Below are 20,673 nucleotides of genomic sequence, written 5' to 3'. Positions count from 1 at the left end.
GAGAAAAGCCACGCAGCATCGGCAATCCATTTTTCAAAAATTAAGAAATATACGAGCGCAATTATTGTCGGTTGTAGTTTGGAATAATCAATGCGGAGCTGTGGCTGGAAGAAAAATAGATTAATTTGGTAAGTTGCAAATTCCACTTCCTGTGGCCAACACATCCTTGTGTTGATTCCCTTTTTAAGGACATCCTGTCCTGCTATTTGCAACTCCCCAATAAGATAAGTATGGCTTAATTCTCCGTGTGCGTCATTAAGACATAGTAAGTAGATTTTGTAAGAGATGTCTTACAAATTTTCAGGGTAGTTAGCAAAAAAGCAGGTTTAAAGCACTTAGGGTATAGCGACCTTAATCAACTTGCCTGCGATAAAAAGTTAACTTATCTCAAACGTTTCAACAGAATAGTTATATCTGTTATTGGTATGATCGGAATTTACCTCGGTAGAAACGTCAAACAAGTTACCTTGTCGCCCTTCTTTTAAATGTTCTATACAGACCGAAATCTCATCATAGATGGTTGGAATTTTAATGTCTTGTCCATTGATAAAGTTATAATCAGTACTACAGGACGTTACAAACTGGATCATGGAGTTAAAATACCCTTCTATATTGACCAAGCCAAGAGGCTTTTTAATGACACCTATTTTGATGGCGCACCAGGTTTCGAATAGTTCATCGAATGTCCCAATCCCTCCCGGCATTGCGATAAAACGCGCTGATTTTTCATGGATTAAACGTTTTCGCTCATACATGGAGCCCACGATATGTAATTCATCTAAAAAATCACTGGGTGGTTCTATTTTGGCAAGGTGCTCCGTCGTTATCCCAATCACGCTTCCACCAAACGTTTTAACGGTTTCAGCAAGAAGTCCCATTAAACCCGTTCCTCCTCCGCCGTATACGAGGGTATATCCACATTCGGCAATTCCTTTGCCTAGAGAGATAACGGCGTTTTTAAAAGAGGGGTTGTTTCCCATACTTGATCCCAGGTAAACACCAATGGTTGGGGGCGCCATTACTTCTACAGTATTCATAAATTAAATAACCTTTCGACTTATTATGCGTTAATATAACTAAAATCAGAATATCGATTCAACTTTGCTAAGGATTCAAGACTTTTTATCGAGTGTTTCGATATAATTCACACCCTATTAGCTTTATACCCGCTCATTCAATGGGCTTATTTTAAAAACGAAAAGAAACAATGAATCAAGAAATACTGAATAAAATAGATGGTTATTGGCGGGCAGCGAATTACTTGTCAGTCGGGCAAATTTATTTACGCGACAATCCACTGCTGAAACGTCCTTTGGCTTTCTCAGATATTAAGCCCAGGCTATTAGGGCATTGGGGAACAACGCCAGGACAAAACTTTATTTATGCCCATCTAAACCACGTCATTAAGAAATATGATCTGAATATGATCTATATCTCTGGTCCAGGGCATGGTGGCCCTGCAGTGGTCGCCAACGCTTACCTTGAAGGAACTTATAGCGAAATATACCCGGCTATTACTCAAGACGAAAACGGTTTGCGTCAATTGTTCGCCCAGTTTTCTTTTCCCGGTGGGATTCCAAGTCATGCATCGCCAGAATGTCCTGGTTCTATCCATGAAGGCGGCGAATTGGGATACTCGTTAAGCCATGCTTTTGGTGCGGTATTTGATAACCCAAATTTAATTGCTGCTTGTGTGATTGGCGATGGGGAAGCAGAGACCGGACCACTTGCCACGGCGTGGCATTCCAATAAATTTTTATGCCCGGTAACGGATGGTGCTGTGTTGCCTATCCTTCATTTAAACGGCTATAAAATAGCTAATCCAACGATTTTAGCCCGTATTACGAAAGAGGAATTAGAGCAATTATTTTACGGCTATGGGTGGGAGCCTTACTGGGTCGAAGGCGATGAACCTCTCCTGATGCATGAGAAGATGGCAACCGTCCTTGCAACGGTCATTGAGCAGATTAAGGGTATGCAGCACGATGCGCGCTCTAACAACAATACCCAACGCCTGCGCTGGCCCATGATTATTTTAAAAACGCCTAAGGGTTGGACTGCCCCTAAGGTGGTTGATGGTATACCCATTGAGGGGACATTCCGTTCCCATCAAGTACCGGTTGCTAATTGCTCAAGCAATATAGAACATCTAAACATCCTGGAGCATTGGCTTAGAAGTTATCAACCAGAGACGCTGTTTGATGAGCAGGGTCGACTACTCAATGAGTTAAGTGCCCTGGCGCCCGAAAATGAAAAACGGATGAGTGCAAGTCCTCATGCAAATGGCGGATTATTATTACAGCCACTCCAATTACCTGCAATTGAGAACTACTCGGTTCAGTTGTGCAGGCGCGGTATGCAGGGGATAGGGGATACCCATGTTTTGGGACCCTATATCAGAGATATAATCCAGTTAAATACAAAAAATTTTCGTGTATTTGGGCCGGATGAAACCATATCCAATGGATTAGAAGCTGTATTTGAGGCAACGAATCGGCAATGGGATACCCAGATTGTCCCCACTGACAGCTTTTTAGCGTCGCAAGGCAGGGTGCTTGAAGTATTGAGCGAGCATCAATGTGAAGGCTGGTTAGAAGGTTACTTATTGACAGGGCGCCATGGCCTTTTTAATTGTTATGAGGCATTTATTCATATTATTAGTTCCATGTTTAATCAACACGCCAAATGGCTAAAGGTCACATCAACGATTCCCTGGCGTAAAAAAATTGCTTCATTAAATTACTTACTCACCTCCCATGTTTGGCGACAAGATCACAACGGGTTTTCACATCAAGATCCTGGGTTTATCGACCATATCGTCAACAAGAAAGCAGAAATAATACGTGCCTATCTCCCTCCCGATGCCAATTGCTTGTTGTCTGTTATGCATCACTGTTTGGAGAGTAAACATTCTGTCAATGTGGTTATTGCCGGAAAACACCCCGCGCCGCAGTGGCTTTCAATAGAAGAAGCAAAACAGCATTGCGCTAATGGAATAGGGATTTGGGAATGGGCAAGTCATGATAAAGGGACATCCCCTGATGTCATCATGGCCTGTGCAGGCGATGTTCCTACCCTTGAGACCTTGGCTGCCGTTTCTATTTTACGTGCTGAATTACCTCATATAAAAATTCGCGTGATTAACGTGGTTGATTTAATGAAATTGCAACCGGCCCATGAACACCCGCATGGCCTAAGTGACGAAGAGTTTGATCGGTTGTTTTCTCAGGATAAACCAATCATTTTTGCGTATCATGGCTACCCATGGCTCATCCATCGTCTGACCAGTAACCGATCCGGCCATAAAAATATACAGGTTAAAGGATATAGAGAGGAAGGGACTATTACTACTCCTTTTGATATGACGGTATTAAATGAATTGGATCGTTTCCACCTGGTTCTGGAAGTGCTTAACCAGTTACCCCATTCAGGTAGCGAAGAACAAAAACTGGTTGAGAATACTAAAATAAAATTGTTAGAGCACCAACAGTACATCAGACAGCATGGACAAGATTTACCGGAAATTAGAAACTGGAAATGGGATTCCTCTCAATTTCAAGATAATACTCAAGATGAGAGTTTAGTAGAATACGAAGGTCATCATTAAGGTGGCCTGACCTATCCTATCCTATCCTATCCATTTTAATTCGTTACCCAAAGAAAGGCCTTAATCGTTTTGCCGCAGCTCGTTGTTCAAGTTGCTCAGAGGTGATTGGATGATCAAACTGTTTGATGGGGTAATGCGGATGGGGATTATAGGGACTTGGCATTGAATGAAGCACTTGTTCAGTTTTTTTTAGTAAAGCATCAAGTTGATAGTCTAGCAAAGGGGTTTTATTAACTTGATGATAGAGCTGTTTTGCCTGCTCAAGACCATCAATGATGTCTTTGGAAAACTGTGAAATGGGTCCTCTTAGGGCGGCAATGTGATCCAAAATAGGCCCTGAAGCTTGCAGTTTTAAAAGGTGTTCTGTTTCTAAATTCAGCTTCTGCAAGACATCTAAGAATTGCTTTTGTTTGTCAAGGAGTTGAGCCAAGGCCTTTGTCATCATGTGCTGTTTTTGAGGCTTTTTGTCTTTGAATGAAAAAGAGGTATGGCTGCTTTTATAACGAGCAATAATCTTGGAGAGGGAAGACGCTAATGTTCCTAAAATCGTTAAGAGTTGTCTTAAATCTTCATTTCCTACCGCATAAGCCAAGCGATCGATATTCATTTTAGCCGAATGCTGAGGCTGAATTCCGAGTAAATAAAGCAAATTTTGATCTATTTTTAACAAAAAGCTCAAGGCATCTTCACCGCTTAAACGGTATTGCAGGATTAATTGAATGGTAAGAATTTTTTCACCATCCGAAGAATCCTCATCGTCCGTTGCTATTTGAGGAAGTTTACCGAGAATAGACTTTGTCTCATTGAGATACAATGTGGCGTCATGAATCAAAGAGTCAAGGTTAGTAGAGATGTTACTCATAAGCGGGTTTTATCTTATTATGTAATCCCGGTTAATATTGATTTGATTATAGTGTAGGTATTCTAAAATCCAATAAGATTTTTCAATCGTTAATTGTTAAAATTGAAAAGTAACCCGGATTTATGGATTGTTATTAATTTATACAGGGATTTCCAATGAAAACAATATTACTTAGTCTCCTCATTGCATTTAGTAGCACCCTCATAGCCAGTGATTTAGGTAAAAAGACTTATGAAATGACATGCCAAACTTGTCATGATCCTCGTTTTGCTCCGGGGATGCATGCTCCGGCTGCCTTCAATAAACAGGCATGGGCTATCCGATTTAATAAGGCAATCATGGAGTCGAAGAATAACCCGACCCGATTTAAAACAGCGATCGATTACTTACTCTATAAAGTAGGCACTGGAAAAGGATTAATGCCTCATGGCGGCTTATGTAAAGAAGCCGATGCATCGAATAAGAATTGCTCTGATGAAGCGATAGCAGCAGCTATTTATTATATGGCTGGTATGCCAACAGACAATTAAAATGACATTGACCAGTTTTGGAATAAGACTGGTAACGCGCAATAGGTGCGTGGATGCACTTCTTGCGCGTTACCCCACGATAAATTAAAACTTGTTCACCACGGAGATAAGCTCTGGAGGAAGAACATCTTCTAATGCCTCAGCAGTTTCCTGATTTCGGGCTACGATTTCTAGTTTATTAGTGACTTGTTGTTGAACGGCAGGATCATTCAAACCTTGGCTGATACGAGTTAGACCTGCATCTGGATTTGGAGTTGACATTCCCAAATGAGTGCGTGCAGCGCCAAAGAAAACGTGCTCACGAAATCTGCCATATCCTGGATTATCAACATCGGGTAAAATATCGGTTTCCACATAGTTGGGTTTAGTTGTAGACGGCATGTTAATTCTCCAGATTGTTTAATTTTTAAACATTATATCTTGTTTTTTTACTTATGGGAATAGGTACGCGCTTTTTTTACAAGGCTAATAATGAAGAAATTAAATCGGTATTTGAGGGCACTCCAGTTGTATGCTGTTGCTTAAACTATACTTAGGGAATATTTTCTTTGTTATAGGACATAATCATGAAGCAGTCTTCCAAAGAATCTTCAAAAAATAAAGCGAAAAAATCGGTTAAAAAAGAGGATCTGAAGAATATTTCTGGAGGTCGTGCAGGCAACCTCGGTACTGGAGAGAGTTTACAAGACCAAGACCTTTCGGATCCCAGATTTCATGGGCTTCCAAGAAACCCAAGAAATCCGAGAACCTAGCTAAGAACAGAGGGCTATGCCGCTTAAAATCAGGCAATTGACCGCACAATACCCCCATCAACCCGTATTGCAGCGCCATTAGTCGCTGCAGATAGGGGGCTGCATAAAAATGCGACCATCGCGGCGATTTCATCGGGGGTAATGAAACGCTTGAGTAGCGAGGTTGGCCGTAAAGAAGTAAAGACTTCTTTTTCAATTTGCTCCGGTTTTTTGTTTTCTTCTTTTGCAATGTTTGCCACAAATTGCGTGATCCCCTCACTGCTTGTCGGGCCGGGTAATACAGAATTAACAGTAACATGGGTGCCAACTGTTGTTTCCGCCAGGCCACGCGCGATAGACAGTTGGGCTGTTTTTGTCATGCCATAGTGAATCATTTCGGCAGGAATTTGTAAGCCTGATTCACTGGAAACAAAAATGATTCTTCCCCAGTCTCTTTTAAACATATCAGGGAGGTAATGACGGCTAAGACGTACGCCACTCATCACATTTACGTCAAAGAACCGTTGCCAATCCTCATCAGAAATATCACCAAATGGTTTCGCCTCATAGATACCAAAATTATTGACCAGGATATCCAGGGTTGGTAATTGGTGAAAAATGGTTTCAAAATCCTGCTTTAGACTTAAATCCGCGGGAAGGGCAATGAGTTTGGCTTTGGGACAGGCCAATTTTATTTTTTGAATAGCCTCATCTACCCTTTGCTGCGTTCGACCATTAATCGCAACGGTTGCTCCTTCCTGTACCAGTAATTGAGCAATGGCAAATCCAATGCCTGCCGTTGAACCGGTCACAAGCGCTGTCTTATTGGTTAATTGGTAGTCCATCAATCAGTCCTTGAAAAATAAGCGGGGTCTAGTGTGTTGCTTTAGAGCGTAACATTAACTTTATCCTGCTGAAAGTACTAAGACGGGAATGGTGAGTGCCTGCGTAAAAATTATTCTAGAGCGATCAACAGGTTATTTTTTATACGTCCAGCCAAGCTGGTAAATGGTTCAATCCTTACCTATGATTAAAATATTGCCAGATTGGAGAATTCAAATGAAACCCACAAAAAAGGTATCCGCCAAGAAAGTCAAAAAAATTGCCCAGGAAGAGTTAAAAGGAGTGAGTGGAGGTAGCCCGCAAACCCAAACCGAATTCTCTTGTAGAATTGAGAATGGTGCAAGGGTGTGTACCGGATCTGGTACATTAGGTCCAGTCAATAATAGCAATCGAAAATAGCTCTGCATGAGGCATTGCTCACCACGTTTGACAGAAATATCCTAAGGTTTTTCCCCTGTTATTAGGAGCAGGCAATAACTGACATGAGTTAGAGAGTCTATTGCTCCATAGTTCGCTTTACTATTCTGGGTCACTCTAACTGGTTATGAGCAAAAAATTGAAACATTTTTTTTAAATTTGGACTACACTTTGAATTTATGCGCCGCGATGTGGCATAAATAGCTCTGTATGGCTTATAATTAAGCAAAAGCTGTGCGCTATGGAAGGCTAAAAATTAAGCAGCAAGAGCGCGACCATCAAATGTTTTAGCCATGGATATAGTTAGGAAATTAAGATGAATAAACCCTATCGCATATTGGTAGTAGAGGATTCTCAGCCTGCTCAGGTAGTTGCTAAACAACATTTGACAGATCTGGATTGTGTGGTCGATATTGCCGCGGATGGTGACAGCGCGATCGAAAAATGCAATACCGTTCCCTACGATGCAGTTCTAATGGATCTAGGCCTATACCCCGGTGAGAATGGTTTCGAGGTTGCAAAATTAATTAAAACCGAAAGCACACACAACAAAGATACGCCTATTATTGTCCTTAGTATTCATAGCGAGGCGCAATTTTATGAGCAGGCGAAAGATGCTTATATAAGTGGTTTTATCTCCAAGCCATTTACTCGCTTTGAGGCAGCCGAGGTGGTTAATTTTATCGGGGGGGACTCTTTCAAGTCTGCGATTTGAGAGAGGTAAATAAAAACTTTTCACGCAAGGCTTGTGGAAGTCTCTACAGAGCCGTGCCCTGCCCTCTGCAAAGAATCCTACTTGGAATCTTGGACGCTTCCAGGTAGGACTGCTAGAGCCTATTGTTATAGAAACAAGGTTCTAGCGTCAAAATAAGTGATTTAATTAAGTTGTCTGGACTTTTAGAACGCAACTTACAGCGTATTGGGTTAACCCTAAAGAAATTTTCAGCATTAACTCATTTTCAAGACGTATTGGTATTTTTTAATCAAGGACGTTCAATCTTTACTATTATGATCAGTCTCCTATTATTAATGATTTCAAATCCTATACAGAAAAACACCTGCTCCATGGCAATTGTCGGGTTTTTCCAATAACTAATTTTTCTTTTTGATACGATGTAGGCTTATTCATTTGAAGATAAAAAAAAATGTGTGAATTAATTGTTCTAAAAAAGCAGCTACTCGAGCACGAAAATAAATCGAGCGCGCTCAATATACGTAAATTTTTTAAAAATTCCCAAGAAGATATATTTTTGGGGGTTTCGACAGCTTTGCTGCGCCAGATAGCAAAGCAATTCATTACTCTTTCATTAACTAATCTTCTTGAACTTATGAGTTCTGATGTCCATGATGAACGCTCTATTGCGTATATCATCCTATGCTTAAAGTTCAAAAAGGCGGATGAAAAAGAGCAACTAAATCTTTTTAATTTTTACATTGAACATCGACACACTATTCGTGATTGGGATGGGGTAGATGGGGTCGCTCCCTATGTTGTTGGTCCTTATCTTTTAAACCGTGAAAAAACATTACTCTACACATTAGTTCATTCTAAGAACATATGGGATAGGCGCATTGCTATTATCTCAACCTGGTGGTTCATCCGTCACAATGAAATTGATCATACTCTTAAACTTGCTGAAATTTTGCTTTTAGATCAGGAAGACTTGATTCACAAAGCAACAGGTTGGATGTTACGAGAAGTTGGTAAGCGAAATATTTTGGCGTTAAAGCAATTTCTTGAGCTACATCATGCCCGCTTTTCCCGCACTACTTTAAGGTATGCAATTGAAAAGTTTCCGCCAGAGGAACGTCGATATTATTTAAATTTAAGATAGGAAGACCCATGAGAATTGATTTTTATACCTATGTACATCAGTGTCAACGGAAGCAAATGTTCAATCTTGCAATGCATGCAGGTGATATTAATTATAATGAGCCGGAAAAGCTATTGCCACTTGCCGAAGAGCTTGCTGTTTTTTTAACAGGTATACGCAGTCATGCTGATCACGAAGACATTTTTATCCATCCATTATTACGCAGAAAAATGCCCAGTGCTTCCCGTACTTTGGATAATGAACATGAAGAATTAAAAAAAGAATTATTAAATCTGGAAGAAAATTTTGCTCATATTCAGTTATTAACAAACCATTACCCGAAACGCCAGGAACAAGGGTTAGAGTTTTACCGCGCGCTTAATCGGTTCATTGCCAATTATCTTTACCATATAGATAAAGAAGAATATGTTATGCAAAATTTATGGGAGATTGCTGCTGCCCCGGAATTAAGTGGGATGATGATGGCATTTCAAGTTTATCATGATCCTGAAGAAGGTAGAAAATGGCTGAGTAATCATTTGCCGGCTATGAACTTTGACGAGCGTGTATTGATGTTTAAAACAGTGGAACTTATGGCACCTGCAAGTTGTTTTTTGTCAATGAGCAAGATCAGTGAAGAAATTCTCGGGGATAATACCTGGCAATCTATAAAACAACATTGTCATCAATTAATAGCTTAGGGTCTCTTTTCGTTCCAATGATTGCCACCCCCCGATTTCTCTTTTATTGGGGATTGGCATTTCAATAGAACCAAAGAGAGAGGATGGTACGTGTAATGATAGACTAGTCAGGGAGGAATAAGGACTGCGTTGCCAAACACCACTCTGAATTAAAGAGCCTGAATAGCGATCAGGCTCCATTTTCTTTTTACGCGTGCCCCAGGGCTTTATCCATGCGCCAGTCGAGGGAATGTTGTTGCCAGCGCGTCTGCTACCTTGATTAAGGTTTTCTCATCCCGAACCAAGGCTTGATTGGTTTCAACTTCGATACCTGCATAATCTTGATCAAAAAATTGCTTGCGTAGGGCGCTGGTAAAACCGTCACTGATGCCAAGATAAGGGTAGTTCAGCCGGGTACGCAGTTGGCTATGGTGCTTCTTAAACTGTTGTTGCCATTCTCGGGCAAGCATTTTTTCGCTTGCACGCCCTGGATCATAGAGAAAGCCAATGTCTGCATTACGCTCTTTCGCGTTAAGGATTGGTGTAAAACTATGAATGGATAAGTGAATCACTTGCCGGTCTTGGGCAATTTGTTCTTCTATTTTCGTTACTACTGCCTGGCGAAAGGGCAAGTAATACTGCTGAATAAGTTGCTGCTTTTCTGCCTGGGGCAAGTTAATCGTGATTTCAGAAAAACAACGGGGATGAGTCAAACTGCGGTTACAGTCAATCAGCAAGCGGGTTGCTTCCGCCTGAATAAAATCACAATTAAAAACCTGTTGCAAATAACGCGCTACAAACAAGGCACCAAAATCGATACCACTATGGGATTCTAATAAGTGGCGGTAAGGGGCAAACTGCTTTTGATAAGCAACCGGTACCGTATTAACCGCATGTTCGCAACTTATTACAAGACCCAGGGGTTTCATGATGGATTAAACATTTGATTCGTGTAGAGGCAATGCGTTAATTGGCGGTAAAGCCTGGCCAGTGTTGGCTTGGTGTAGTCATTTCCACAGGCGCGTAAAAGCCGCTCGCTTAAATTGCCTTGGCTTAAAAGATATTCGAGCGCACGCTGACAAGGGTTATCCAAATCGCTGCTGACTCGTTCAAGAAGTTGCGACCAGATATCGCGACAACTGAGAGTCCGTTTTTGGGGTAATTGCCATTGTCTATATAATTCAGCATCATCAACAGTAACCGATAAACCCTCTTTGATGGTCTGCTCATAGACTGTTTTTAAGCGTTTAGAGTCACAAGGTGTGTCTAAATAATAGGGAGAGTTCTGTTGCCAATAGTTCAAAATAGCATGGATGGCCAGCGCAATAGCAATATCAGCCTGCACGCATTCCTGTGAGTCAAGAATGCGAATTTCGATGGCTTTATAGTCAAACTTGGGAATCGCTGCTCTGGAGTTTAGCCATTCATATTGCAAAATCCCTTCGGGATCATAGGGACGGATATCGTCATACATGGGTGCCAAAATTGTTTCTCTGTACTCTTCCTCAGAACGAATAAATTCGGGAATGATGTCGCCGCTGATGGATGGGATCCGCTGTTGGTTTTTACCATAAAAATACAAGCGTGAATTTTTTAATCCGGTTGCTTTACCATCAAGGAAAGGGGTACTGGCTGCGAGCGCGGGGAGCAAAGGCAGTAGCAGACGAATCGTATTGTGTAATTGGCAAAACTCACTATCATTGGCAAAAGGTAAATTGACGTGCATGCTTTGTAGATTAGCCCAGCCATGCCCCTGACAATTAAAAATAGAATCATACTGGCGATAAATGGCATTATTACCATGGGGCCACCGTTCTGTTTCCGTCAGTGGATTCATCCAGGGATGGGCGCCAGAGGGCATTAATTGTAAATTGTGCTGGTCTAATAACGGCTGTAAGGATTGTATGGCGTGCTGAAATTGCTCTACTAAGGGGGCATGCGGTGGTTTTGGGCCATTATTTTTTAATTCCAGTACATGCATCACTAATTCATTGCTGGCAGCAATATCCCCATTGGGAAGTACTGTTTCGTTGACTTGTTTCCCTGCCAGAGCACTTAAGATCACATCACTTTTGGGTTGTACATTCAAACTGTTGCGATCGACCAGCATATACTCAATTTCGATGCCTAAAACAGAAGAAAGCGAATAATCAGACATAACCATGTTTCCTGCGAATACGTTGTAAAAAAACACCCATTATGTGTTCGTATAAAGAATCACCCAAAATTTTATCTTCTATGCCACAGTCAATATTGGGATTATCATTCACTTCAATAACATAGTGCTTATCACCCTGGCTTTTGATATCGACACCGTATAAGCCATCACCAATTAAACGGGTACTTTTTAACGCGGTTTTAATAATGGCTTCAGGCACTTCATTAAGAGGAACGGTTTCAGTTGCCCCCTCTCTTTTCTCGCTCAAGGCATTCCAATTATAAATTTGCCAGTGATTTTTAGCCATGTAATAACGACAGGCAAAAATGGGTTTGTTATCTAAAATACCAATACGCCAATCATATTCCGTTGGAATAAAAGGTTGGATCAAAACCAGATCAGAAATCTTGAAAAATTGATTCAGGGATTTCTGTAACGATTTCGCATCATCGAGTTTAAGAACACCATGGGAAAACGCACTGTCTGGCCTTTTTAAGATACAAGGAAACTCTATGTCTGGAAGATTTTTATCGTATTTACTGATAAAAGTAGTTTCTGGCGTCAATATTTGATGGCTACGCATTAATTCAGCCAGATAAACCTTATTGCTGCATTTGACGATGGATTGTGGATCATCAATCACAACCAGATTCTCCTGGGCAGCTCGTCTTGCCATTCGGTAGGTGTAATGGTTAACGGAAGTGGTTGCCCGTATAAACAGAGCGTCATATTCAGCAATGGATTTGTTGTCACTTTTTTCAATAAAGTCGATGTTTAATCCCAACTCCTCACCGGCACTGACAAAAAAATCCAAGGCTTTTTTGTTAGAGGGCGCATTCAATTCACAGGGGTCAATCAGAATCGCCAAATCATGAAAACGTTGCTTTTTACGCCATTGGTGAAAGCGTTTCTTCGATAAATAATTTTCAGCGGCTTGCTTCATGAATTCGAGATGATGCTCGGGAACATCATTCAGTGATAAGGGCAGCAGTTTTTTAATCCGCCACTGTTTCTTTTTCTCCAGGATGAAGCGAAGCATTGGCAGGGGGAATAATCCATGCAATTTTTTAGCAAGGGTCGCATGACGTTTAGCCATATTTTGGCCAAAATAGAGGCTTAGAATAAATTCATCCCCCTTAATGTCCTGAAGACTGTGTTGAATTTCCTCATCAATATCCTGTGAAATAAGAATCGATAGACTCACGTTGAGTACATCTTGGATATTATGGACTGAGGGAATGGCTTTATGATCACGGGCATGGGCCAGCAGTGAGACGTAATAACCAATGGTCTGATGGCCATAGGATTGGCAAAGATTAATCACCCGCATCGACTTGCTTTGATGATAATTTTCACTGGACAAGTAATCTAAAGCATTAACAATATTGGCGAGTGGGCTTAAAAATTCCCAGCTTGGTGGGTCATCCGTTACTATTATAGTTTGCATTCACGACTCTTTGGGTTGAATTATAAGTAACACAGCATCATAGGTTAGGACGCCGAGCATGATGGCATTAATTAGGCGGTGGCCGCTTACTTTGTAATAATTGTCATGGGAAATCGGGTTTTCGCGATGCGGGTCAGCGACAACAATGAGTCTCCTTTTATTGTCATAACCGCAGAGCACAACAAAATGGCCACAGGGAGTGCCTCGAATATCATCATAAATAGATTCTCCTTGTTTAGTGAAACGTTCACGTGCACTACGATATAAATAAGTCGCACTAAGCCCGGTTAATATCGGGATACCTTGAGAGAAATATTCTTTAAGTAATTGCACACTCAGCGTACGAAAGCGCACCTGACCGCCTAGATCCAGGTATTCCAGGAAAGCGTGGCTTGCTTGAGTGAATCCTTTCTCTCTTTTATGTTTCATTTGTGCTTTTAGCTTAAGCATCAGCATTTTTTGGCAGGCTTCCCCTTGGTCACCTCTGAACCAGGTTGGATCAAACACATTAAGATTGTTAATGTAAATCGTTGTCTGAAATCCATGTTGTAAGGCATGTTTGCCTAACATGGGGGCGTGGGTTCCCCCTGAAAGAGAACGCTCTACCTTACTAATGACCTGTTCAAGACTGATATCCATGCCATAAAAGCGATAAATAGCATGTAGACTGGTGGGGCCACAAGTTTCATCATCAGGTTGTGTGTGAATGGTTAAGTTGATCATGATGGCCTAAATTCAGTCGCATAGAGATTAAGCATTCTTTGTTAACGTTAGACGGCATGCATGGGTTTGTCAATTAGGCAAAATAATAAAAACGCCTCTCCTCTAATAATGCAAGAGGGGTACGCCAGGAATAGAGAATAAGCGCATAACAAAACTAATAATGGGAATTAAAAGACCGAAAGAAATAATAATAGATAGTGATGGGGTGAAGTAGGCAGGCGCTTTGTTTATGCTCAGATCATTGGCAGGAGGGAGGATTGGTTGTCGTGTCAACAGATGAGCCAACAGCAATAAACCATAAAAATAAAAAGAATAAAAACCAAGTTTACCTAGGAAGGTAGGCATATCGGTGGTACGAACATAGTCAATTGGGAAGTTAAGCAGAAATAAACTGATAAGCCACAGGAATAGTAATTGAGCCGTATTTGTTTTTTTATCAATGGCGGTTATCCAGAGACAGGCAAAAGGAAGAATTAACAAGGGAAAATAATATAACCAACCGAAAGGACTCATTAATAACATCATGACCAAGGTCAAACAGAACGGTTGGTGATTCTGGGCTGTCGATTTTCCGGTACTTTTTTTCAGGTACCAGAAGAGAAGGCTGAAAAATAGAAAAATATAGGCTGTCTTAATGGCGATTAAACTCTGTGTTTTATCGTGCACATCAATAAATAAACGGAACAGAAAACCATAAAGAGACGCATTCCAACTATCACCGTACCAAAGAACCCGGGTCATCATGGAAAAATATTGCTTGTAGATAGTTGTCCCTAAAACAACCCATGGGATAAGGCACAGTACCAGCAGGGTAACGAACATGACCATAAAGACTTTGTAGCGGCCTTGTTTTAACACAAAGAAAAAAAGTAAGGCCGGAAAGAATTTCATCGCGATGATGATGCCCCAAAGTAGGCCGGCACTATATTCTCTGTTGTTAAGGTAACAATAATAACCGGTCATGATAAAGAAAAATAAAATTGAACCAAATTGGGCAATGGCAGTATCCATGACTGTTGCGAACAAGGATAAATAAAGGAGGTATAAACTCAGCCAATTCTTCTTAATGAATTCGGCAGGAAAGGCCAGCTTAAAACTAAAATGAGCCCCGATTAATCCTAACAGTAAAGAAAGGCCTGACCAGATAATCAAGGCCAGATCATAGTTAAGGCGTAATAAAGGAGTGAGTACCCAGAGCACAATTGGTGGATTAAGATTAGCGGATAACTTTTTTATGGTAAGCAAATAAGTCGTATATAAACTTTGATAGGGATTATCTCCGGCATCAAAAAGCTGAAAGGCGGAGTAAAACGATGAAAAATCGAGTTTATATTGATAAGTAAAAACAAAATAAAATAACACACTATAGGTGCTAAGAAGGAGGAGTAATACAGCGATTTGCCAGTGGCGAAAATTCATTTTTTGCACTCATTGACCGTTTATTCCAGCTTTATTAGGGACTGTTTCCATGTCGCTAGCTTGAGTTCTTAGGATTGACTTGTTGGGTATCGCAGCAGAGCATACATCCTGGTATGGGAGCAGCGAAGCGCAGACAATCAACCCTAAGCGCTAAGAGAGTAGAAATAGAAAGTCCCTAATTTAATACCTTAACTGATAACTCTAGACTAAAGGTAGCGACTTCTTCAGGGTTTTTAAGATAATCAGTAAAAGCCCTGATTTGGATTGGCTTGTTTACCCGCTCACCGGACTTTTTAGATTCCAAGAGCATCTCCTTGACCCGATCGCCTTCTTCACAGACAAAATAAACATCGGATTCAGGCCGGCGAAGAAATTGGGCCTGAAACGATTTAAACGCAACGGATACTTTCAAGTTGGCTCGCTTTGCGTGATAGAAACTATGTAAGCCGCCAGCAAGATCAGCGCCCACTGCCAAGGCGCCGAAATACATGGAGTTAAGATGGTTTTTACTACGTCTTCTTAAAGCTATTTTAGCAACAATTTTTTGCTCATCGAGAGCGATTAGTTTGGGTTTCAAATGGCCAATCAAAGGAACTTGAAAATGGCCAAAATACCAGAGGAAAAATTTAAACCGAGTGAAATCCTTCATTAACCTTCCTTGTTAACTACCTGTAAGTTAGAAACGATTTTCTTGACGCCTCGCACGGCATTGACCCGCTTTATTATCGCGACAATGGATTTTTTTTGCTTGAGATTTCCAGACAGGGTGACAGTACCATTTGTTGTGGTTGCATTGATGCCGACTAACGGAATTGATTCATCGTCAAACACCTTGGCTCGTAAAATAGCCGCTTCGACTTTGGCAGTAATATAAGCATCGGTTAAGGCAGTGTTTACCTGCTTGATGACCAATTCATCGGTTTCAACGGCCTTTACCCCTTTGGTTACTTTGGCAAGTCGAAGGGCATCTACATAGGCTTGTCTATTTTTTACATGGCCACGTAAGGTCACAATACCATCTTTCGTTGAGACGTAGATTTTCAAAGGATTAAGATCACGGTTTTTAGTAAATTTGGCAGTAATTTTTGTCGTGATAACGGAATCGCTTAATTTTTGCTCGAATTCTTTTAGGTTGCTCTCAGCATGGACAAAACTGGCAAATAAAATCAATAGAATACTGAAGATGAAATTCGATAAGGAACGCATTCTAAGCTGCAATTTTCGTAAACATGGCAAGAGTATATCATCTTTGGCTTGGCTACCAAGGGGTTTCAAGCAGTTAATGCACAGAATTATCCACAGAATTTGTGGATAAAAATGGATGGGTTTATGGTAAGTAAAAACAAAAAATCATTTAAAATCAGGAAGATATAATAAAATTGATTTTAAGCAAGTGAAGAGGGGCAATGAGGGAAGAAAAGTTATTCACAGTGAGGCATAGAAATAAACGAGATGATTCTATCAGATAATTTTGAAAATTCCACCTATTGCCAGACATTTATTTTGGGCTGATAAAAAAATTAAAGTAACTCAGTTCTAAACTATGTTCTAAAGAACTGAAATCGGGTATAAAAGCGCGATAAAACAGAGGAGGGAATGGTATGCCACAATTGCTTTTAGAATACAGTGCCAATGTCATCGAGAAAGATAAGATCACTGCTGTGTTTCCTTTACTCCATGCTGTTTTATCGCAAGATCTGCCCGCGCAATTAGGCAATTGCAAGAGCAGGGCAGTAGAATGCAAGGATTATTATATCGCTGATGGGCAACCACAACAGGCCTTTATTCTTGTTAACTTGACAATATTGGCTGGTCGCAGTGAGGAGACCTTACAAAAGGTGGGTGAGAAATTGATCGCTGTCTTAAAGCAACATTTTTCTGCATCGCTTAATAAGCTGCAATTACAAATTTTTCTTGAAATTGATGTACTGGAAAAACATTATTTTAAAATAACGAGTGCAGAGCCCGAGTTAAAACTTTAGACAGGATAATTATGAAAATAGAATTACGCGTAGGATTTAAGCCTTACTTTAACGTCTCAGAGCTTTCAGCAGTTGAGCTGAAAACTCTTAAAGAGCATGTGAAGCAGTCTTTGGCACAATATTATGCCCCAGATTTGAAGATTTACTCTCAAACCTATGGCAATACCAATACCATATACCTTACCGTGCAGAGCGTTGATGAGGAAAATGGAAAGTGGCGTGTTGAGTTTAGTGAGCAAGGCGAAATCGATAAAAGGGCCTGGGTGAATCCTCAAAATCCCTGTGACATCCTGGTCACTGCTTATGAAGAAGGGAGTTCTCTTTCAGTAAGCCTTCCATAAGAGAATAGTGCAGGGAACTTAACTTGCTTCCTTGCACTTCCGCACCATCCTTCGTTAAGAATCATGTTTGCTCATCGTCATATTCTGGATTAAATAAGGCGGGTTATTTGCCTTGATAACGATCACGGAAAAATCAATAGTCATGTTTAATTCTGGGATGGCGATGGACTGATTAACCCGCCAATAATGAATGCCAAAAGAGAAACCTGATCTGACGACTGTCGCTGGACCTAAGGCAACTGGATGCAGGGTTAACTTCTCGGCGCGTATCACATTAACCTGATCACCAACAAAATCTTCCAAAGCTTCCCAGGCTGTGGGCATATAATTTTCCTGTAAAATAGCAAAATTTTCAGGGGTTACCGTGTAATCAATCGACAGGGTAGAAATAAGAACCTGTCGTGTCCATGCCGCTACGTCGTTATCGTCAGCATAATTAAGAGAAGGAAAAATAAGAAGTACTATTAAGAGGATGCGTAGGAATCGATGGTTTTTCACGATGAGTCCTTCTGCTATTTGCCATGGTTTCTCAGCCCAAAAAGAAGCTAGCAAGGGCGCAAAACTAATCGGTTGCTTAGAGTATAGCAGAGTGGGGTTTGCTTTTTTACAAGGTATCGCAAGTCGCGTAAGCTTAGAGACCGAAGCCTGATTTTAATCGTTGCAGGACATGTTTTGCTCTTTCCATGTCTTCATCGTCCAAAGCCAATTCCAGCTCAGTGATTGCTATTCGCACACTCTTGGGATTGAGTCGCCTAATTCCGCGCAAAAGAAAGCCAATCGCCACAAATACCAGCATACTAAAGTAAGGGTGTTCGCATACAAAATGCTGTAGTGATGTCATAAATTCCCTTTAACGTTGTTTTCCTTCTCTCATTGTAGTTAATCAAGTAAAGAAAAAATAAAGGCTATTAAAATAAATAAGTTATGGTTGATTTTCAACCAATTCCCAACACTAGGTTATAATTAAGAAGAAAGAAAGGGATGGCAGGAGGTTATCCTTCTTAAAGCTAAGGGATTACTATGAATAAACTGTCAATTATTATCATTGTATTGGTCATAGTGGGAATGTTGTTTCTATTATTCCCTGAGACTGCCATATCACCTGCGCCACAGGAAACTACGCCCTCTTCACCGGTATCAAATTCATAAGCAGGAGAGTAAAACACTAGGCTGATTATTGGGAGAATATCATGTCAAAAGGGAAAGATGGAAAAGGAAGCAGAATGTCTAGTATGACTGGATTAGATATTTCAGTCTTGTTATTAGCTTTTGCAGTATCCATTGGGGCAACATGGATTGCTCATCATCGAGTTTCGTTACTGGAAGCAAAAATGCAAGAAAAACAGGTAGAGATTAATCGACTCAATCAAAAAATAGTAGAACTGAATTTATTGACAAAAGATGTACTCTTTAACTCGTCATTTACGGTAAGAGAAAAAATTCTCAATGAAAAGTTAGAAAAAATTAATCATGACTGGAAACGATATTTAAACGGTCAGGAAGCAACAAAAGCGACCTTGTTTTTGCCAAATTCTATAAGCAAAGGCGCAAAACCGGAATCCCCAGTAAAAAAGAATTGAGCCTGGGTTAGCTAGTTAACAGACTTAATTGGATTAAATGAGAGTGGGGATTTAATCGCTATTCCTGGTTTGTTATTGGGCAAACCAGGTCAATAAAAATACGCTATCATTTTGAAACCTGTTAAAATCGCAGCAATTAAAGACTTGGTATAACCACGAGGACTGTGAATGCAAGATCAATACGGGATCTATCAAGGTCCAGAAAGACGTTTATATAGAGAGCATAAATATATCACCCTGGTGATGAATGAGCTGGATAATAAAATTGGCAAAACTGATTTTCGTGATCTGCAACAGGTGCAGGACATTGCGAGCGATCTGAATAACCTGGTCAATTTGCTTGGTTTTCATGCCAAACATGAAGATGAAAAAATTCATGGGTTATTTAAAAAACATAATAGCTATGTTTTTCAGGAAGTAGAGGCTGATCATCAACATCATGAAGCCATTTTTAATGCCCTTAAAAATAAACTTGCGGCTATCAGGAGAGCCAATTCCGATAAAGAACGAATTGAGAGTGGATACCATTTCTCTTTGAGTTACAGAAAATTGATTGCAGAAAATTTAGAGCATCTTCATAAGGAAGAAACGCAGTTAATGCCAGAGCTTGCTCGCCTGTGCAGCAAAGAAGAGCTCGAATCGATCGATTATCCCGTCTATCAGGTCATGACTGCCGAGGAAATTGTCGGGATGTTAAAAACCCTGTTTGCAGTTTTAAATCCTGACGATAAAGAATATTTTATTCGTGATATTGCGCATGCTGCACCCTCTAAGTTGATAGAAAACTGGGCGAATATCGCTGCGCTCTTAACAGCGGCTGAAATGGCTGATATGGGCAAGCGCGTGGGACTTATCAAACAGTTGTCAGCCAAACAAAATGAGCAGCTATCCCTGGTGGACTAAGCGCATAACTTCACTGACAAACACGGGCCCAGGATCGTTTTTATCGGTTTGGTAATTGGGATCACGCTCAAGCCACAGCGGTGTATTTTTAAAATTTAAATACTCATTATGGCCAATAACATGGGTTATTTCCGGGTATTTCTTTTTTAAATAACAAACTAAAAACGCATTTGCTCTCACTTGTGCATCGGTTAAGTCGTCTTTACTGTCCACTCCACCAATATTTTCAATCCCAATCGCGTAATGGTTTAAGCCAATGACATGTCTCGCCATCCAATTGTCAGGCATAAGCTGATAAATACTACCGTCGCGATCAACAACAAAATGGCTGGAGACATTTAAGTTGCCAGGCAGTTCTTTTATACGGGGGGAGCTTTGGGGAAAAGTAGGCGGATTAAATATACGTAAGGTTGCTTTGAGTGATGGGATGCAAGTCCAATGCAATACAATCATTTTAGGTTCAATTTCAATTGATTTGGAGTCAATTCCATAATGGGTTAACTGATACTGCCGGGTTAAGGCAATACGCTCTTGATCAAATTGAATGGGCGCTTTATGAATAATCTGGGCATCATGGCAAGAAAAGGCATGTACCAGAGAACTCATAAAAAATAAGAAGGGTATAAAAAATTTCAT

At 40.6% G+C, this 20,673-nt stretch carries 25 protein-coding genes; 11 read left to right on the top strand and 14 right to left on the bottom strand.

The genetic code is table 11. The annotated features are described in order from the left end of the window. Positions 1-377: 377 nt before the first annotated feature. Positions 378-1,037, bottom strand: a complete 660-nt coding sequence (locus DYC89_RS13100; RefSeq protein ID WP_115222188.1) for a TIGR00730 family Rossman fold protein — start codon at positions 1,035-1,037, stop codon at positions 378-380. Positions 1,038-1,207: 170 nt separating this feature from the next. Between DYC89_RS13100 and DYC89_RS13095 the strand changes: the two genes are divergently transcribed. Next, on the top strand, positions 1,208-3,607 hold the full coding sequence (locus tag DYC89_RS13095) for a phosphoketolase family protein (RefSeq protein ID WP_115222187.1): 2,400 nt from the start codon (positions 1,208-1,210) through the stop codon (positions 3,605-3,607). A 43-nt stretch (positions 3,608-3,650) separates the two neighbouring features. Here the strand turns inward: DYC89_RS13095 and DYC89_RS13090 are convergent, their stop codons facing one another. Next, positions 3,651-4,469: a hypothetical protein gene (locus DYC89_RS13090; RefSeq protein WP_115222186.1), complete on the bottom strand. Its 819-nt coding sequence runs from the start codon at positions 4,467-4,469 to the stop codon at positions 3,651-3,653. 155 nt (positions 4,470-4,624) lie between these two features. Here DYC89_RS13090 and DYC89_RS13085 point away from each other — a divergent pair, with 155 nt between their 5' ends. Beyond that, entirely contained in the window at positions 4,625-4,999 is a 375-nt protein-coding gene (locus DYC89_RS13085; RefSeq protein WP_115222185.1) for a c-type cytochrome, read from the top strand. An 84-nt stretch (positions 5,000-5,083) separates the two neighbouring features. Here DYC89_RS13085 and DYC89_RS13080 read toward each other — a convergent pair whose 3' ends face one another. After that, entirely contained in the window at positions 5,084-5,380 is a 297-nt protein-coding gene (locus DYC89_RS13080; protein ID WP_115222184.1) for a hypothetical protein, read from the bottom strand. A gap of 185 nt (positions 5,381-5,565) precedes the next feature. Between DYC89_RS13080 and DYC89_RS13075 the strand changes: the two genes are divergently transcribed. Further along, entirely contained in the window at positions 5,566-5,751 is a 186-nt protein-coding gene (locus DYC89_RS13075; protein WP_115222183.1) for a hypothetical protein, read from the top strand. Between the two features lie 29 nt (positions 5,752-5,780). Here DYC89_RS13075 and DYC89_RS13070 read toward each other — a convergent pair whose 3' ends face one another. Next, on the bottom strand, positions 5,781-6,575 hold the full coding sequence (locus DYC89_RS13070) for an SDR family NAD(P)-dependent oxidoreductase (protein ID WP_115222182.1): 795 nt from the start codon (positions 6,573-6,575) through the stop codon (positions 5,781-5,783). A gap of 214 nt (positions 6,576-6,789) precedes the next feature. Between DYC89_RS13070 and DYC89_RS13065 the strand changes: the two genes are divergently transcribed. From DYC89_RS13065 to DYC89_RS13050, 4 genes are all read left to right on the top strand, one after another. Continuing rightward, positions 6,790-6,972 (top strand): hypothetical protein, encoded by a 183-nt coding sequence (locus tag DYC89_RS13065; protein ID WP_115222181.1) that lies wholly within the window; start codon positions 6,790-6,792, stop codon positions 6,970-6,972. 334 nt (positions 6,973-7,306) lie between these two features. Continuing rightward, positions 7,307-7,705 carry a response regulator gene (locus tag DYC89_RS13060; RefSeq protein ID WP_115222180.1) on the top strand — a complete coding sequence of 133 codons (399 nt, stop codon included), beginning with the start codon at positions 7,307-7,309 and terminating at the stop codon, positions 7,703-7,705. A gap of 430 nt (positions 7,706-8,135) precedes the next feature. After that, positions 8,136-8,825 carry a DNA alkylation repair protein gene (locus DYC89_RS13055; protein ID WP_115222179.1) on the top strand — a complete coding sequence of 230 codons (690 nt, stop codon included), beginning with the start codon at positions 8,136-8,138 and terminating at the stop codon, positions 8,823-8,825. A gap of 8 nt (positions 8,826-8,833) precedes the next feature. Next, positions 8,834-9,505 (top strand): hemerythrin domain-containing protein, encoded by a 672-nt coding sequence (locus DYC89_RS13050; RefSeq protein WP_115222178.1) that lies wholly within the window; start codon positions 8,834-8,836, stop codon positions 9,503-9,505. A 206-nt stretch (positions 9,506-9,711) separates the two neighbouring features. On the opposite strand, the gene DYC89_RS13040 is transcribed toward DYC89_RS13050, so the two are convergent. The 7 genes from DYC89_RS13040 to DYC89_RS13010 all read right to left on the bottom strand — a co-directional run bounded on the left by DYC89_RS13040 (position 9,712) and on the right by DYC89_RS13010 (position 16,437). Further along, complete coding sequence (locus tag DYC89_RS13040) at positions 9,712-10,413, bottom strand: N-formylglutamate amidohydrolase (RefSeq protein ID WP_115222176.1); 702 nt, start codon at positions 10,411-10,413, stop codon at positions 9,712-9,714. Then, a complete protein-coding gene (locus tag DYC89_RS13035) occupies positions 10,410-11,642 on the bottom strand; it encodes a carboxylate-amine ligase (protein WP_181879405.1) in 1,233 nt (410 codons plus the stop codon). The genes DYC89_RS13040 and DYC89_RS13035 overlap by 4 nt, the downstream gene beginning before the upstream one ends. Then, complete coding sequence (locus DYC89_RS13030; protein WP_115222174.1) at positions 11,635-13,089, bottom strand: RimK family protein; 1,455 nt, start codon at positions 13,087-13,089, stop codon at positions 11,635-11,637. Before DYC89_RS13030 ends, DYC89_RS13035 begins: the two co-directional genes overlap by 8 nt. Beyond that, on the bottom strand, positions 13,090-13,812 hold the full coding sequence (locus DYC89_RS13025; RefSeq protein WP_115222173.1) for a C39 family peptidase: 723 nt from the start codon (positions 13,810-13,812) through the stop codon (positions 13,090-13,092). Positions 13,813-13,914: 102 nt separating this feature from the next. Then, the gene (locus tag DYC89_RS13020) at positions 13,915-15,231 is read right to left on the bottom strand and encodes a glycosyltransferase family 87 protein (RefSeq protein ID WP_115222172.1); all 1,317 of its coding nucleotides are present in this window, start codon (positions 15,229-15,231) and stop codon (positions 13,915-13,917) included. A 175-nt stretch (positions 15,232-15,406) separates the two neighbouring features. Next, positions 15,407-15,880, bottom strand: a complete 474-nt coding sequence (locus DYC89_RS13015) for a PaaI family thioesterase (RefSeq protein ID WP_115222171.1) — start codon at positions 15,878-15,880, stop codon at positions 15,407-15,409. Further along, positions 15,880-16,437 carry a BON domain-containing protein gene (locus tag DYC89_RS13010; RefSeq protein ID WP_115222765.1) on the bottom strand — a complete coding sequence of 186 codons (558 nt, stop codon included), beginning with the start codon at positions 16,435-16,437 and terminating at the stop codon, positions 15,880-15,882. The genes DYC89_RS13015 and DYC89_RS13010 overlap by 1 nt, the downstream gene beginning before the upstream one ends. Before the next feature lie 395 nt (positions 16,438-16,832). Here DYC89_RS13010 and DYC89_RS13005 point away from each other — a divergent pair, with 395 nt between their 5' ends. Next, the gene (locus DYC89_RS13005; protein ID WP_115222170.1) at positions 16,833-17,213 is read left to right on the top strand and encodes a 5-carboxymethyl-2-hydroxymuconate Delta-isomerase; all 381 of its coding nucleotides are present in this window, start codon (positions 16,833-16,835) and stop codon (positions 17,211-17,213) included. A gap of 11 nt (positions 17,214-17,224) precedes the next feature. Beyond that, positions 17,225-17,554, top strand: a complete 330-nt coding sequence (locus DYC89_RS13000) for a hypothetical protein (protein ID WP_115222169.1) — start codon at positions 17,225-17,227, stop codon at positions 17,552-17,554. Between the two features lie 54 nt (positions 17,555-17,608). Here the strand turns inward: DYC89_RS13000 and DYC89_RS12995 are convergent, their stop codons facing one another. Both DYC89_RS12995 and DYC89_RS12990 read right to left on the bottom strand, forming a co-directional pair. After that, positions 17,609-18,052, bottom strand: a complete 444-nt coding sequence (locus tag DYC89_RS12995; protein ID WP_228362870.1) for a hypothetical protein — start codon at positions 18,050-18,052, stop codon at positions 17,609-17,611. A 133-nt stretch (positions 18,053-18,185) separates the two neighbouring features. Further along, positions 18,186-18,395, bottom strand: a complete 210-nt coding sequence (locus DYC89_RS12990; protein ID WP_115222167.1) for a hypothetical protein — start codon at positions 18,393-18,395, stop codon at positions 18,186-18,188. A 349-nt stretch (positions 18,396-18,744) separates the two neighbouring features. Here DYC89_RS12990 and DYC89_RS12985 point away from each other — a divergent pair, with 349 nt between their 5' ends. Both DYC89_RS12985 and DYC89_RS12980 read left to right on the top strand, forming a co-directional pair. After that, positions 18,745-19,134: a hypothetical protein gene (locus tag DYC89_RS12985; RefSeq protein ID WP_115222166.1), complete on the top strand. Its 390-nt coding sequence runs from the start codon at positions 18,745-18,747 to the stop codon at positions 19,132-19,134. A gap of 168 nt (positions 19,135-19,302) precedes the next feature. Beyond that, the gene (locus DYC89_RS12980) at positions 19,303-20,037 is read left to right on the top strand and encodes a hemerythrin domain-containing protein (RefSeq protein WP_115222165.1); all 735 of its coding nucleotides are present in this window, start codon (positions 19,303-19,305) and stop codon (positions 20,035-20,037) included. On the opposite strand, the gene DYC89_RS12975 is transcribed toward DYC89_RS12980, so the two are convergent. Beyond that, the gene (locus tag DYC89_RS12975) at positions 20,020-20,673 is read right to left on the bottom strand and encodes an N-acetylmuramoyl-L-alanine amidase (protein ID WP_115222164.1); all 654 of its coding nucleotides are present in this window, start codon (positions 20,671-20,673) and stop codon (positions 20,020-20,022) included. The two genes, DYC89_RS12980 and DYC89_RS12975, sit on opposite strands and share 18 nt — an antisense overlap.

Origin of the sequence: Legionella donaldsonii (assembly GCF_900452385.1) — a bacterium.
In the GTDB taxonomy this organism is placed as follows: domain Bacteria; phylum Pseudomonadota; class Gammaproteobacteria; order Legionellales; family Legionellaceae; genus Tatlockia; species Tatlockia donaldsonii.
Note: the sequence above shows the minus strand (reverse complement) of the source record. Positions and strands in the feature narration are given on the sequence as shown.

Coding starts and splice junctions, on each gene's coding strand:
- DYC89_RS13100 (WP_115222188.1), bottom strand. CDS start 1,037: ATGAATACTGTAGAAGTAATGGCGCCCCCAACCATTGGTGTTTACCTG.
- DYC89_RS13095 (WP_115222187.1), top strand. CDS start 1,208: ATGAATCAAGAAATACTGAATAAAATAGATGGTTATTGGCGGGCAGCG.
- DYC89_RS13090 (WP_115222186.1), bottom strand. CDS start 4,469: ATGAGTAACATCTCTACTAACCTTGACTCTTTGATTCATGACGCCACA.
- DYC89_RS13085 (WP_115222185.1), top strand. CDS start 4,625: ATGAAAACAATATTACTTAGTCTCCTCATTGCATTTAGTAGCACCCTC.
- DYC89_RS13080 (WP_115222184.1), bottom strand. CDS start 5,380: ATGCCGTCTACAACTAAACCCAACTATGTGGAAACCGATATTTTACCC.
- DYC89_RS13075 (WP_115222183.1), top strand. CDS start 5,566: ATGAAGCAGTCTTCCAAAGAATCTTCAAAAAATAAAGCGAAAAAATCG.
- DYC89_RS13070 (WP_115222182.1), bottom strand. CDS start 6,575: ATGGACTACCAATTAACCAATAAGACAGCGCTTGTGACCGGTTCAACG.
- DYC89_RS13065 (WP_115222181.1), top strand. CDS start 6,790: ATGAAACCCACAAAAAAGGTATCCGCCAAGAAAGTCAAAAAAATTGCC.
- DYC89_RS13060 (WP_115222180.1), top strand. CDS start 7,307: ATGAATAAACCCTATCGCATATTGGTAGTAGAGGATTCTCAGCCTGCT.
- DYC89_RS13055 (WP_115222179.1), top strand. CDS start 8,136: ATGTGTGAATTAATTGTTCTAAAAAAGCAGCTACTCGAGCACGAAAAT.
- DYC89_RS13050 (WP_115222178.1), top strand. CDS start 8,834: ATGAGAATTGATTTTTATACCTATGTACATCAGTGTCAACGGAAGCAA.
- DYC89_RS13040 (WP_115222176.1), bottom strand. CDS start 10,413: ATGAAACCCCTGGGTCTTGTAATAAGTTGCGAACATGCGGTTAATACG.
- DYC89_RS13035 (WP_181879405.1), bottom strand. CDS start 11,642: ATGTCTGATTATTCGCTTTCTTCTGTTTTAGGCATCGAAATTGAGTAT.
- DYC89_RS13030 (WP_115222174.1), bottom strand. CDS start 13,089: ATGCAAACTATAATAGTAACGGATGACCCACCAAGCTGGGAATTTTTA.
- DYC89_RS13025 (WP_115222173.1), bottom strand. CDS start 13,812: ATGATCAACTTAACCATTCACACACAACCTGATGATGAAACTTGTGGC.
- DYC89_RS13020 (WP_115222172.1), bottom strand. CDS start 15,231: ATGAATTTTCGCCACTGGCAAATCGCTGTATTACTCCTCCTTCTTAGC.
- DYC89_RS13015 (WP_115222171.1), bottom strand. CDS start 15,880: ATGAAGGATTTCACTCGGTTTAAATTTTTCCTCTGGTATTTTGGCCAT.
- DYC89_RS13010 (WP_115222765.1), bottom strand. CDS start 16,437: ATGCGTTCCTTATCGAATTTCATCTTCAGTATTCTATTGATTTTATTT.
- DYC89_RS13005 (WP_115222170.1), top strand. CDS start 16,833: ATGCCACAATTGCTTTTAGAATACAGTGCCAATGTCATCGAGAAAGAT.
- DYC89_RS13000 (WP_115222169.1), top strand. CDS start 17,225: ATGAAAATAGAATTACGCGTAGGATTTAAGCCTTACTTTAACGTCTCA.
- DYC89_RS12990 (WP_115222167.1), bottom strand. CDS start 18,395: ATGACATCACTACAGCATTTTGTATGCGAACACCCTTACTTTAGTATG.
- DYC89_RS12985 (WP_115222166.1), top strand. CDS start 18,745: ATGTCAAAAGGGAAAGATGGAAAAGGAAGCAGAATGTCTAGTATGACT.
- DYC89_RS12980 (WP_115222165.1), top strand. CDS start 19,303: ATGCAAGATCAATACGGGATCTATCAAGGTCCAGAAAGACGTTTATAT.
- DYC89_RS12975 (WP_115222164.1), bottom strand. CDS start 20,673: ATGAAATTTTTTATACCCTTCTTATTTTTTATGAGTTCTCTGGTACAT.